Source organism: Patescibacteria group bacterium (assembly GCA_004297215.1).
GTDB lineage: Bacteria > Patescibacteriota > Patescibacteriia > UBA9934 > GWF2-40-263 > 2-01-FULL-63-20.
In genome coordinates this window covers 310,836-322,956 of record SCUM01000001.1, presented here as the reverse complement: position 1 = coordinate 322,956, position 12,121 = coordinate 310,836, and the positions used below count along the sequence as shown (strand labels likewise).

11 protein-coding genes are annotated in these 12,121 nt (G+C 66.2%); 2 read left to right on the top strand and 9 right to left on the bottom strand.

All coding sequences use genetic code 11. From position 1 onward, the window contains the following. Window positions 1-40: 40 nt before the first annotated feature. Complete coding sequence (locus EPO34_01670) at window positions 41-1,522, bottom strand: DEAD/DEAH box helicase (protein ID TAK03850.1); 1,482 nt, start codon at window positions 1,520-1,522, stop codon at window positions 41-43. Between the two features lie 179 nt (window positions 1,523-1,701). On the opposite strand from EPO34_01670, the gene EPO34_01665 reads away from it, so the two are divergent. Continuing rightward, complete coding sequence (locus EPO34_01665; protein TAK03849.1) at window positions 1,702-2,481, top strand: 1-acyl-sn-glycerol-3-phosphate acyltransferase; 780 nt, start codon at window positions 1,702-1,704, stop codon at window positions 2,479-2,481. 77 nt (window positions 2,482-2,558) lie between these two features. Here the strand turns inward: EPO34_01665 and EPO34_01660 are convergent, their stop codons facing one another. The 4 genes from EPO34_01660 to EPO34_01645 all read right to left on the bottom strand — a co-directional run bounded on the left by EPO34_01660 (window position 2,559) and on the right by EPO34_01645 (window position 5,934). Further along, the gene (locus EPO34_01660) at window positions 2,559-2,999 is read right to left on the bottom strand and encodes a hypothetical protein (GenBank protein TAK03848.1); all 441 of its coding nucleotides are present in this window, start codon (window positions 2,997-2,999) and stop codon (window positions 2,559-2,561) included. A gap of 134 nt (window positions 3,000-3,133) precedes the next feature. After that, a complete protein-coding gene (locus EPO34_01655; GenBank protein ID TAK03847.1) occupies window positions 3,134-3,577 on the bottom strand; it encodes a hypothetical protein in 444 nt (147 codons plus the stop codon). Continuing rightward, a complete protein-coding gene (locus tag EPO34_01650; GenBank protein TAK03846.1) occupies window positions 3,574-4,347 on the bottom strand; it encodes a hypothetical protein in 774 nt (257 codons plus the stop codon). The genes EPO34_01655 and EPO34_01650 overlap by 4 nt, the downstream gene beginning before the upstream one ends. Before the next feature lie 90 nt (window positions 4,348-4,437). Next, window positions 4,438-5,934, bottom strand: a complete 1,497-nt coding sequence (locus tag EPO34_01645; GenBank protein ID TAK03845.1) for a hypothetical protein — start codon at window positions 5,932-5,934, stop codon at window positions 4,438-4,440. Here EPO34_01645 and EPO34_01640 point away from each other — a divergent pair. Next, window positions 5,864-7,102 (top strand): MFS transporter, encoded by a 1,239-nt coding sequence (locus EPO34_01640; protein ID TAK03844.1) that lies wholly within the window; start codon window positions 5,864-5,866, stop codon window positions 7,100-7,102. The genes EPO34_01645 and EPO34_01640 overlap by 71 nt on opposite strands. A gap of 66 nt (window positions 7,103-7,168) precedes the next feature. Here EPO34_01640 and EPO34_01635 read toward each other — a convergent pair whose 3' ends face one another. From EPO34_01635 to EPO34_01620, 4 genes are all read right to left on the bottom strand, one after another. Further along, window positions 7,169-8,053: a hypothetical protein gene (locus EPO34_01635; GenBank protein TAK03843.1), complete on the bottom strand. Its 885-nt coding sequence runs from the start codon at window positions 8,051-8,053 to the stop codon at window positions 7,169-7,171. Window positions 8,054-8,154: 101 nt separating this feature from the next. Next, a complete protein-coding gene (locus EPO34_01630; GenBank protein TAK03842.1) occupies window positions 8,155-10,347 on the bottom strand; it encodes a hypothetical protein in 2,193 nt (730 codons plus the stop codon). A 178-nt stretch (window positions 10,348-10,525) separates the two neighbouring features. After that, complete coding sequence (locus tag EPO34_01625; GenBank protein TAK03841.1) at window positions 10,526-11,545, bottom strand: hypothetical protein; 1,020 nt, start codon at window positions 11,543-11,545, stop codon at window positions 10,526-10,528. Window positions 11,546-11,709: 164 nt separating this feature from the next. Further along, window positions 11,710-12,075 (bottom strand): hypothetical protein, encoded by a 366-nt coding sequence (locus EPO34_01620; protein TAK03840.1) that lies wholly within the window; start codon window positions 12,073-12,075, stop codon window positions 11,710-11,712. Between the last annotated feature and the right edge of the window lie 46 nt (window positions 12,076-12,121).

The window sequence follows — 12,121 nt, the reverse complement described above, 5'->3', positions numbered from 1 at the left end:
CCTCTGGTCCTTCAAGTTTTGGTTCTTCAAGTTTTCCCCACTACGCCGGTCGTTTCTTCCCAAACCTCTTGTACGACGCCGGCGGCTGCCAGCGGTCGGGGTGGTTCTCCACCGGGTCGGTGGGCTTGCGGGCGCGCTCGTGCTTGCCGCGCACGCCGGCCTGCGTGCCGCCGCGACGTCCGTCGGGCGATCCGCCGCCTTCGCGACGCTGACCGCCGCCGAATGCCCGGCCCTGGTCGGCGCTGCGGCCGCTGCCGCGCGATCCGCCGTGCTGCGGACGGCCTCCGTGGGAACGGCCGCCACCGTAGCCGCCGCGTCCGCCGCCATATCCGCGACGTCCCGCCTCTTCGCGGTGATCGCTGCGGTTCTCCGGGCTAACCACCACCGCGGGCAATTCGCCCGGGGTCGGCGTGACCGGCAGGTGCACGCGCACGAGCTTTTCGATCTGTCGCACGTCGCTCCCTTGGTCGGGCATGGCGAAGGAGATGGCGCGGCCGGAGTGGCCCGCGCGGCCGGTGCGGCCGATGCGGTGCACGTAGTCCTCGGCCTGGTCGGGCAGGTCGAAGTTCACCACGAGCTCGATGCCGGTGACGTCGATGCCGCGCGCGGCGATGTCGGTTGCCACGAGCACGCGGTGCTTGCCGCTCTTGAACCCTTCGAGCGCGCCGCGGCGCTGGGCGAGCGAGCGGTCGGAGTGGATCTCGGCGGCGGCGTGGCCGGCGCGCACGAGGATGCGCGTGAGCTTCTTGGCGCCGAACTTGGTGCGCGTGAACACGAGCACGGACCCGCGCACTTCGCGCAACAGGTGCTCCAAGAGGCGCGGCTTGTCTTCCTTACGAACGACGAACAGCTCCTGCACCACGCGCTCGGCCGCGGTCCCCTGCGGGGCCACTTCCACGCGCACGGGCAGCTTCATGTATTCGGCGGCGATCTTCGCGATCGCGGAGGGCATGGTGGCGGAGAACAGCATGGTCTGGCGGTCCTTGGGCACCTGGCGGAGGATCTTGTTGATCTGCGGCGCGAACCCCATGTCGAGCATGCGGTCGGCCTCGTCAAGCACCAGCACGTTCACGCGGTCGAGCTTCAGGGTGCGCTGCTCGAGGTGGTCGATGAGACGTCCCGGGGTGGCGACGATGATGTGCGGGACCTTGCGCAGCATCTCCTTCTGGCGGTGCATGGAAGCGCCGCCGATGAGCACGGCGGTGCGAAGCCCGAAGCGGCCGGCGAGCCTCATGATGCTTTCCTCCACCTGCAGCGCGAGTTCGCGCGTGGGGAGCAGCACCAGCCCCTGGCCCTTGGTGCGGGAGAGGATCTGCAGCATCGGGATGCCGAAGGCGAAGGTCTTGCCCGTGCCGGTCTGGGCGATGCCCACCACGTCCTTGCCGTCCATGGCCACGGGGATGGCCTGTTTCTGGATGGGGGTGGGGGAGGTGATCTTGAGCCGGTCGAGCGCCTCGAGGATCTTGGGGCTGATGCCCAGGCCGTCGAAGTTCGACGGGGCAACGGAAGAAGAAGGGGACATAGTCCTCAAAAAAAAGATAAACGCGACTCGGCATCCATCGAGTCGCGCTTTCCGCACTCCGAGGGTCGAGTCCTTCCCGCCTTAAGACGGGTAACGTTGCCGGTAAGATACGGGAATCCGTTGATTTTGTCAACCGTCGGTGCTACCGTGCCGATGCCTCACGGCAGGAAGGAGATCCCATGCGGATCCGCGCCCTGTTCTTCGTTTGCCTGTGCGTCGGCACGCTCGTGTGGGCCGCAAGCGTGGCCCATGGGTCGTTCATCCTCTTCGACGAACGTCCGGGTCCGGCCCTGCGCCTGCGCCTGTCGCGCTGGCGGTCCCTCTGGGGTTCCGCGCTCATGCTCGTCTTGCGTTCCTTCATGCGTCTCAAGGTCACCTACCGGTTCCCGACCGCCGCGCAGGTCGTCCCGTTGCGCTCCGGGCCGTGCATCGTGGTTTCCAACCACCAGCACTCTCTCATCGAGCCGCTCGTGCTCCCGGGGCTGCTCGAGCGCCTCGGGATCGACAACGTGCGTTGGATCGCGAAGGATGCGATGAAGCGCGCCTGGGGCTGGGGACCGATGTTCCGCGCGTCGGGCTTTGCCTGGGTGCGACGCGGCGGGCATGCGAGCGACATCCGCGCCGTGGAAGCCGCCGCGGCCGCGGCCGCGGGCGAAGGGGCGTCCTTCGCCCTGTTCCCGGAAGGGACGCGCGCGCCGCTTGGGCAGGTGCTCCCGCCCAAGGCCGGCGGGTTCATGGCCGCCGTGCGCAACATGCCGCACTGTCCGGTCGTGTCCGTCACGTTCGCCTGGGACCGGCCGCCGGAAGGGGGGCGCACCATGCTCGACGGAGCATCGCTGTTTGGCCGCACGGTCACGGTGACGGTCCGGGTCCACGAGCCGGTCGCCGAAGCACAGGCCAGGGCCTGGCTCGACGAGGAATGGGAACGCATGCGAAAGGATCTCACAGGTGCCGCCTAGGCACCTGTTTTTTTGTCAGAAAAAAGCCTGACGCGAGCGTCAGGCTTTGGTGAGGGCCGTGACGAGGTCCGTCGCGGTCAGGCGTTGAGGGCGTTCCGATCGGTCGGGAACTCGCGGTCGAGCGGGAAGGCGTCGAGCTCCTCCGCCGACGGCTTGGGCTTGTCCATCGCCATCAGGAAGGCGGTAAGCGCATCGACGCGCTCCGGACCGGCCGGCTCCCGGGTCGGCACCGGCATGGCATCCGGGTCGGTCGGGAGATCGGAAACCGGGGCCTGGATGCCCGGATCCGTACGCTCGGGTTCCTCCGCGATCGCGACCCGGACCATGGACGGATAGGTTCCGGGGTCGGACTGCTTCACGTCACGCACGAGCAGAACGAGCAGAACGACCTGGACCGCGAAGATCGCGAGCGTGAGCGCCGCGCCCGCGGGCAAATAGGAGAGGGCGAGCCCCGTGGCGATGCCGTCTGTAGCGAACAGCGCCAGGTACAAGGAGAAGCGGTCCGTTTTCCGTGTCATGGTTTCCTCCGAAAAGAGCAGGGAGCCGCAAGTATGCCTGCGCGAGCGCGAAGCGTCAAGGTTGTCGGGCTGTGGAAAAAGAAAACGCCCCGAGGACCGGGGCGTGGCGTGGACGTCCGTTTGGCGTTCCGCCTTCAGCCGTTGAGCTTCGCGAGCTTCTCTCGCAAGGCCTCGACGCCCTTGGCGTTGAGGGTGGCGGCCTCGCGCTTTGCCTGGAACTCCTTCTGCAGGCGTTCGGCCTCTTCCGCGTCCTTCATCGTCTTCTCCTCGGCTTCCGCAATCTTGCGCTGCAGCTCGTTTTGGCGGCTGGTGCGCAGCACTTTGCCCGAGACGATGATCTCGTCGATGATCTCCGCCATGGACGCCATGCGCACGAAGTAGGCGGCGAACTCCTCCTCGGGCATCTCCATCATGTCCCTGGGAGGGAACACCTCGAATTCGTATTTCCGGCGTTCCGGCACCGGGGCGCCTTCGCAGGAATCGGACTGTCCGTTGGCGTGCGCCTCGATGTGCTCCACGATGTTCGACGGGCTTATCAGGTTGTCTGGCACGTTGTGATCCTCCTCGTGTGCGTTCATCCCAAGTGCTTCTTGAGCCACTCCCGCGCGGCCGCGGCCTTGCGGGCGTGCAGGGCGGCTTCTTCCTCCTTGGCCTTCGCCTGCGCCTCCTCGCGGCGGGCCTCGTCCTCGAAGGCGCGGCGCGCGGCGTCGATGCGCGCCTTGATCGCGGCGGACAGCGTTTGGAGCGGCTTCATGGCCCGGTCGACGTCGGTGAGCGCGCGCACGAGCGTCTCGGGGTCCATGGCGTCCAGCTGCGCGTCGGTGAAGAGGGCGGCCGTCACCTCGCGCGGGGCGGGAGGGGGCGCGGGCGCCGCGGGGAGCGGCACGGAAGGCTGGGCGTACTCGGGCTCGAGCGCGGAAGACTCGCATGAGTCATCGGCGTTCGCGTGCCGGTCCATGGCCCGCTCGCGCAAGAGCGCGATGCGTTCCTCGACGGTGCCGGCGGGAGTCGGGGGCAGGCGGCCGTCCCGGCAGCATCGCAGGACGGCTTCCGCCTGGTCGGCGTCGTAGTAGAACTCCGTCCTGCTCCCGTTCGCCTCGACGATCACGTGGTTGTTGTCGAGGAATCGGAACAGGTCGTCCTGCGGTCCGGGTTCGTCGTACGTCCCCGAGGCGCTTTTCGCCCGGCTCTTGATCTCGCTCTTGGAAATCGAGAGGAGTTCGCCCCGCTTGGGGCGCACGGCCTTGGCGATCGCCTTGCACACCTGTTTCAAGTCAGGCGGCGGTTGGTCCGTACAACGGTATCGCGTCCTGCGCTGGTCCTGGAAGCCGAGGATCGTACTGTTCACTTGGTGCTCCTGTCTCTTGTCCTGGCGTTCGCCCCTGTCACGATCGACAAGGGCCTCGCACTGTAGGCGGATTTCCGCCGCATGTCAAGCCTAGCGTTCCAGGCTCCCGTAGTGGAACGCCATCACCATCTTGTACCCGTCGTCCGTGGGCGCGAAATGGAATCCGACGCCCACCGCGTTCCAATCGGGGTGGTAGACGGTGCGGTAGTGCGGGCCGTTGCTCGCCGCTTCTCCGAGATAGAAGGCGAGGGTGTTGTCGAGCGCCTGTCGCGCCCCGTCCATCGAGTCGTCCGTGAAATCCCAGGAGATGTTCTCGGTGAAGTAGTTGCTGGTCCACCCGTCGGGGAGCGAATAACGCTCCGTGAAGTCGAGGCCCTTGGCGTCGATCCACTGGTGCATGGTCTTGCCGTCCGGGCGCTCGTGCGTGAGATCGTCGTTCACGCCCATGTAGCCGGCCCATTCGCTTGCGGTGTCCACGAACCGCTGGTCGAGCGCGAGCTGTCTCAACCCGCGTTCCGCGCGCAGCGCGTTGATCTTCGAAATCCAGTATCGGTTGAGATCGATGACGTCGATGTTCGACGGGATCGTCCCTTCCTGGGAGTCGGAGATGCGGATCGTGGAGAAGGAGCTTGAGGAGCTAGAGGAGCTTGAGGGGGTTGAAGTCGAGGTTGAGGCGGAAACGGGTTTCAGGATGAGCGTCTTCGACGCGATCTTTGCGAGATCCGCGTCGGTGATCCCGAGCGAGTGCGCGCGCATCACCTCGTAGGCGGCCGGGCCGTCCTTCAGGTAATAGACCGACCCATCGGGATGGAGGTAATACGCCTCGCCGTGGAGTTGCACGCGCAGCACGATGCGTCCCTTGAGACGCGACTTGAGATCGGCATTTCCGGTGGCGATCTTCGCGTAGTCGCCTTCGGTGACTCCCAGCCCGAAGGTGCGCATCATCTCATATGCCGTGGGGCCGTCCTTCATGTAGTAGCGGGCGCTCGTGAGCGGGTCCACGTACCAGGCCTCGCCGTGCTGTTCCACCTGCAGGAGGATGTGGCCGGTGACGCGGGAGAGCAGGGAGGAGGACGAGGTGGTTGAGGTGGTTGAGGTTGTTGAGGTGGTTGGGGCGGGGGCCGAGACGGTGGCGCCGGTGGGCGGGAACTTGGATTCCACGGTGGCGCGGTCGGAGTCGGACAGGGAAATCGCCCCGAGGTTGAGGAAGGTGTGCCACACCCAGCCGGTTGCCCCGTTGTCCAGCCGGATGAGGTACCACTCGTGGTCCTCCGCGAGCACGTTCACGCTGGCGCCCGTGGGGGCCGTGGCGAGCACCGAGGTGTTTTCCTGGCATGGGCCGTCGTGCATGAACACGGCCGAGCGGATCGTGGCCGAGCCGGACGCCTCGTGATAGGGCTCGGACCAGCACTCGCCGGCTGCGGCCGGCAGGGCGGGGAGGAACGCGGACAGGACGAAGGCGGCGGCGGCGAGTCGTTTCATAGGCATGAAATGATATACTTCACCGTACACGCCTATGAAGCATCCGTCACTGTTCCCCGTCGTCCTTACCGTGTTCCTCGACATGCTCGGGTTCGGCATCGTCATTCCCGTGCTCGGGCCGCTGTTCGTGGACCCTGCCTCGCCGCTGTTTTCCCCCGAGGTGCCGTACGCCACGCGCACGCTGCTTTTGGGCGTCGTGATGGGGCTGTATCCGCTCGCGCAGTTCTTCGGGGCTCCCATCCTCGGGGCGCTGTCCGACCGGTTCGGGCGAAAATGGCCGCTCCTCATTTCCATCGCCGTGAACACGTTGGGATACGCGATGTTCGCCTTCGGGGTCGGGAGCGGGCAGTTCTGGCTGCTGGCCGTAAGCCGCGTGGTGGCCGGGCTCGCGGGCGGCAACATCGCCATCGCGTACTCCGCGATTGCGGACGTGAGCGACGCGCGCACCAAGGTGCACAACTTCGGCCTGGTGGGGATGGCGTTCGCCGTCGGGTTCGTGCTCGGGCCGTTTTTCGGCGGCTCGCTCGCGGATCCGTCGCTCGTTTCCTGGTTTACCATTGCCACGCCGTTCTGGTTTGCCGGGCTCCTGGGCCTCGTGAACCTGATGGCCGTGCTGGCGTTTTTCCGAGAGACGCTGCGCGAGCGCGTGCACAACCCGGCGAGCCTCCTCACGGGCGTGCGCAACGTGCGAAAGGCGTTTACCCAGCCATCACTGCGGTCGATGTTCGTGGTGGTGTTCCTGCTCACCTTCGGGTTCACCTGCTTCACGAATTTCTTCCAGGTGTTCCTCATCGACCGGTTCCAGGCGACTCCGCTGCAGATCGGCCAGGTGTTCGCCTACGTCGGGCTGTGGATCGCCTTCACCCAAGGAGCGCTCGCCCGGCTCGTCTCCGCGCGCGCGAGCCCGTCCGCGGTGCTGCGCGCCTGCAGCCCCCTGCTTGCCGTGGCGCTCGCGGGCCTGATCATCCCGCCTACGTTCGGTTGGCTGTTCCTCATCTTGCCGGTCATTTCCGTATCGGAGGGGCTCATCGTTCCCAATCTCACCGCGATGGTTTCCGCGCTCGTCGGGGCACGGTCGCAAGGGGAGATCATGGGGATCAGCCAGTCGGTGCAGGCGCTCGCCATGGCGCTTCCCCCGGCCGTGGCGGGCGTGTTGAGCGGGTTCGACCCGCGCGCCCCGCTCATTGCCGCGGCCGTGGTGACGCTCTTCGGGTGGGGGATGCTGCTCCGGCGTTCCGACGCGCCCATCCGCGACGCGTCCCACGAGGGTTGAGAATGAAAAAGCCCCCGATGTCGTGTCGGGGGCCTGTCTTTCGTCGGTCGCGGCGCGGCGTGCCGATCAGCCGTTGGGCTTGTCGGGGTCCGGCGTCGCGGCGGTCGCTGCCGGAGGAAGCGCCTTTTGCGCCGTCGCCGGAGCGGGGGACGGCGCCTGGGGGTTCTGCCGCGCCATATGCGTGAAACTCCTGACCGTCCCCTCGAGCTCCTCGAGCTTTTTCCTCTTGCTCGCCCAGAGCTGACTGAGCGCGTCGTACTCCCCCTGGAGCTTGTCGAGATCCTTTTTCCTCTGCAGGAGTTCGCGCCTTTCTGGTTCGATCTCTTGAGCGAGCTTTGCCGCCTCAGCCTTCATCGACGGAAGAATCCCCTGTGCCAGTTGCCGCCTTTTCTCCGCGTAGGTCGCCTCGATCTGTTGCATCAGTTTGATGCACTGGATCGAGGTGGTTACATTCCCCCCCGCCGTCTTTTCGATGCCGACCCTTACCAGATGGTCCGCGAAGGCGATGATCGCATCACGATTGGACGGCGGAGATTTCGCGTCCGCGCCTGTGGCGGGCCTCACCATCGCGCTCTCGCCGCCAACCGGTGCCTGCGAGTTCGGCGACGGAAAGTTCGGGGCGGGGAATACGCCCGATTGGCCGCGCGGAAGATCCGCCAGCGCGGACGTTCCGCCCGACGGGGTATTGCCGTCTGACGCCTGCGTCTGCGGCGCCTTCTGCTCGTCCTGGCTCATGAACACATCCTCCCCCGGCGATGCCGGGGACGCTGTGACCGTTTTCGCTTCCGGCGTCTCCGCGTCCGCCGGCGCTTGCGTACCTGTCGGTGCCGGTGTCCCGGCTTCGGCTTCCTCAACGTCCACCTCATCAAGGCTGTCGTTCCCGTTTTGACCGGTAGCCTCGGAAGGGGCGTCCGCCTGGGACGCGTCCTTGTTCTCGTGCATCTGCGTCATGGCGCGCTCCTTCGTTGTTGGGGCCAGGAAAAAGCCAAAATTCGCTATGAAAATGTCAAAAGGACTATGACCACCCAACATACCCGAAAATCTCGCCCGCGTCAACCCTTCCGAGGGGTTTCCGCCATTTCTTCGAGGGTATCTACGAGGCGCAGCCGCACATCCGGTTCATATCGGCCCCATTTCAGCGAGTGATCCACGCGGTCGAGCTCCGGACGTTTCTTGTCGGAAAGGAGGGTCCGGACCGCCTCCGGACCGTCCTTTTCCCCGAGTTTCGAGAGGGAAAGGGCGGCTTCAAGCCGGATGGCGCGGTCGGTCCAGCCAAGGAGGGCGCGAAGCCGTTTCGTTTCCGCCTGGAGCCGGATGTCGCCCGCCAATTTCGTCCCGAGGCGGAACGCCTCCTTGCGCGCCGCCGGGAGCCGTCGGAACGTTTCCTCCTTGAGGACGGGGAACAGGCCCGCGATCGCGTCCTTGAGCGCCTTGCGTTCCCAGGGAAACGGCCAGATGACGCGCACGGCGAGCGCCCGCAGCGCCGGGTCGCCCTCGCGCAAGAGCGGCCGCACGTCGTCGATCACGCCCGGGTCGTTGAACCGCAGCAGGGAATACAGGCAGTCGGCCTTGGCCTGCGCATCGCCATCACGCAGGAGCTTCGCGAGGAAGGGGACGATGTCGGGATCCTCGAGCTTTACGAGCGCGTCAAGCGCGACGGCGCGCACCTCCGGGTCCGGCTCGCCTGCGAACAGCGCGCGGAGCTTCTCTACCGCGTGGTGGCGGGAGAAGGCGTCGTCGAAGAAGGAATCCCGTATCGCGGGGAACGCGGCGATCGCCCGGGCCGCTCCCAGGCGCACCGCGCGCTCCCGGCCGGAGAGGAGGTTGTAGAGGACGCGCAGGGTCGATGGGTCCGCGACCGCGCCCAAGGTCGAAAGCGCGGTCTCTTTCAGCGCGACGCTCGCGCGCGGGTCCTTGGCCACGTCGATTACCAGTCCGATCCCTTCCTGGCGGTAGAACTTGTGCTCGACGAGGGTCTCGAGCGCCCGCAGCCGGGCGTCGTCGTCGCCCTGCCTCACCTGCGCGTGCAGCGTCTCAAAGAACCGCGCGCGCAGCCGGGCGTTCAACCAGGCGCGCACGGCGAGCAGGAGGAGCATGAGCGCGGCGAGGATGCGCATCGAGTCCGACGGCGCGAACGCGCTTGGCACGAGGGCGTCGAAGGCGAGCATGGCGAGCGCGCCCAGCGCCCCCGCGGCCGTGGCAAGATACCCTTCGAGGAAGGCGTTCACCCCGGCGCGCCTCGCGGAGGGAAGCACCCCCTGCATCACCTGCATTGACGTGGCCTGCAGGTCGATGAGCACGCTCCTCACGGCGTTGGCCGCGATCACGGGCCAGAAGGTCGGGACGATCAGCATCGCTGCCACGCCCGCGGTGACCGCGTTGCTCACGAACGCCATCCCGCGGGTGAGCCCGATGCGCTCGAGCAAACGGTTGAGCAGCAGGGCGTCGAACAGCACCGCGGAGAGGCTCGTCACCACCAGGTAGAGGCCGCTGAAGCGCACGTACGCCTCGGCCGTGGGGAAGCGCGCATCGGCCACGCTCGCGAACGCCACGTCGAACGCGCGGGTGAGTACCCAGGAGATCGCCACGATCCCGGCGAGCACTAGCACGTAGCGGTTGCCGCGCACGTATGCGAAAAGCCCGACCTCTCCCTGTTGCGACGCCTCGCGCTTGTCCGCGCGCGTGCGCGCGGCGCAGGGGAGCGCGAGCAGCGCGAGCGCGGCGGCGGCCATGAGCATCCCGCCGATGCCAAGCGTCCCGACGAACCGGTCAAGGAACAATCCGGCCGTCACCCCGCTCACCACGTGCGCCGTGTTCACGAGCGGGAACAGGCGCTTGCCCTGGGAGGGGGTGAACCGGTCGTTGGCCACCACCATGAGCTGCGACCCCACGAACGACACGAACGCCGAGTTGCCCAACAAGAGGAGCGCGAAGAACGCTAAGCCGCCTTCGCCCGCGCGCGCGGCCGCAAGCGCGAGCAGCACGGCCGCGGCAAGCGAGAAGATCCGCGCCGACGCTCCCGCGCTTGCGCGCGCGGCAAGCCGGGCGTAGAGCGCGGAGCCGACCATGGACGCGGCCGAGCTCAACAGGAACACGAGCGGAAACGAGCCGATCCCGTAGGTCTTGAGGAAGACCGCGGTGAGCACGCTCCAGGCGAGCAGGTTGGCGCAGGCCGACAAGAACAACCCGGCCCACAGCCGCAGGGCCGGCCGACGTTCCTCCTTGCGGATCCTCCACAGCTTCATGCCGCCATCATACCAAAAAAAGACGCCCTCGGCGTAGCGAGGGCGTCCAGCGCTTACTTGCGGCGCGTAGCCATAGCGTGGGGGATTACGGCTTATCCACATCCATCTTACGCCATCCGCAAAAAAAGAAAACGCGCCCCGTGGGATGGGGCGCGTCGTAGGCGTGATCGCGTGCGAGTCAGAAGGTCGTGACTGTCCCGATGAGCGGAAGACCCTCGGCCTCTTCGTCAGATCGGTGCAACGCTCCCGTCTCTCGGTCATACCACTCGATGGTGGCAATCCCAAGCGAAGCAAGCTCACTGTCGGACGGGAGACCCAACTGAACCCATTCGCCGCCGACGATTCCCGTCAGGTCCACGTAGACCGTTTCCTCGTAGTCCATCCCAGGAGGGATGTCGCGCCCAGGGATGCCGAAGTCGTGCGGAAGGGTCAGTACGGCGTACCGGAGCGGCGCATTCCCCGTGCAGATCCCAAGGTCGCCGCCGCCCGAATAGTAGAACTCCCAGTACCCAACGGGATCTTGGCCTACTACCCAACCGGTCCCATCCACTGGGACAGGCCCGATATGCGTGCTCCAGCGGGATCGGTTTGCGAGTTGGTCGCACCCGTTCCAGAACGTCTCCGTTGGAAACGGATTATCGATACGGAACGCGATTCGGTACAGGCTAATCGCATGGTCTGACGGCGGTGTCAGACGAAACCTGAATAGGGCAGTGTCGTCTCCTGATCTTGTCGACCAGTCATCACTCACCAGAATCGGTGCCGCGACCATTTCGCCTTCGCCTTCCCCCTCTCCTTCACCTTCGCCGACGAACCCGCAGGCTTCGCTCTCGGGATCGACGTCGGTCACGAACCGGTCGCAGAATCCTTCTGCCGTGCACAAGGCGTTCGTGGTCACGAAGTTGGTTTCGCTGCATCCGGTCCCGACGCCTCCGCAATCGGAGTCCTGCGCGCACTCGAGAGTCGGTGGCTCCGGGCACTCGCTCTGGTCGTCGACCAACTCACCGTCGGCTTCGCAGACCGTCTCGCGAATCACCTCGCCTTCGCAGGTCGGGGCATCGCAGTCGGTGTCGGTGCCGTCGCTGCATGTGCAGATCCAGACGACGACCTCTTCCGTAACGATCTTCTCGACTTCGACGCGACCTTCGCATGCCGAACCGACCAGGATGATCGCGAACAGGGCGATGATGTTCTTCACTCGTATCTCCTATGTTCAATTGTCACCTCCGGCGGGATTGCCAGAGGGGATTCTGGTTGTTTCTCGGCCTAGGCGGACGAACGCGCGTGGCGCTCATCCGCTTGGGGGAGAGGCGGAAGCAAGGAGTGAACCCTGCCTCCGCCCTCGTCGTAGCGTCTCGCCCCTCAGAGGAGCGGGACTTTGTCGTAGCCCGGATCGTCCCGGGTCGTTACCTTCAGGAGCTCCAGCGGGATCTCCTTGCCATCGTCGCCGACGACGAAGAAGGTGCACGCCTCGTGGCCGATCCGGACCCGGAAGGTCCCACGATCGAGCGGTTCCTCGCGGAGCATCGCGTCGCCCCTGAAGGGACGGAAGCCCACGCGGGCGGGGGCGGAAGCGTTCATCGCCATGAACACGGCGACCTTCTTCCATCCGAACATCAGCAGCCACAGGTGGTTGTACCACCTGGTGGGCGGCACCGACGGATCGCCTTCGACCCTGGTCCCGACCACGTTCCCTTCGAACTTCTTCCACGTCATGGCGTCCTCCATACTGGCCGGCTCGAAGTCCGGCACTGGTTATCTATCCTGAAAGGTC

What these genes read in the sequence shown, in the direction of transcription:
- EPO34_01630 (TAK03842.1), bottom strand. Translation starts at nt 10,347, where the DNA reads ATGAAGCTGTGGAGGATCCGCAAGGAGGAACGTCGGCCGGCCCTGCGG.
- EPO34_01655 (TAK03847.1), bottom strand. Translation starts at nt 3,577, where the DNA reads ATGAACGCACACGAGGAGGATCACAACGTGCCAGACAACCTGATAAGC.
- EPO34_01670 (TAK03850.1), bottom strand. Translation starts at nt 1,522, where the DNA reads ATGTCCCCTTCTTCTTCCGTTGCCCCGTCGAACTTCGACGGCCTGGGC.
- EPO34_01665 (TAK03849.1), top strand. Translation starts at nt 1,702, where the DNA reads ATGCGGATCCGCGCCCTGTTCTTCGTTTGCCTGTGCGTCGGCACGCTC.
- EPO34_01620 (TAK03840.1), bottom strand. Translation starts at nt 12,075, where the DNA reads ATGGAGGACGCCATGACGTGGAAGAAGTTCGAAGGGAACGTGGTCGGG.
- EPO34_01640 (TAK03844.1), top strand. Translation starts at nt 5,864, where the DNA reads ATGAAGCATCCGTCACTGTTCCCCGTCGTCCTTACCGTGTTCCTCGAC.
- EPO34_01635 (TAK03843.1), bottom strand. Translation starts at nt 8,053, where the DNA reads ATGACGCAGATGCACGAGAACAAGGACGCGTCCCAGGCGGACGCCCCT.
- EPO34_01645 (TAK03845.1), bottom strand. Translation starts at nt 5,934, where the DNA reads ATGACGATGCCGAACCCGAGCATGTCGAGGAACACGGTAAGGACGACG.
- EPO34_01660 (TAK03848.1), bottom strand. Translation starts at nt 2,999, where the DNA reads ATGACACGGAAAACGGACCGCTTCTCCTTGTACCTGGCGCTGTTCGCT.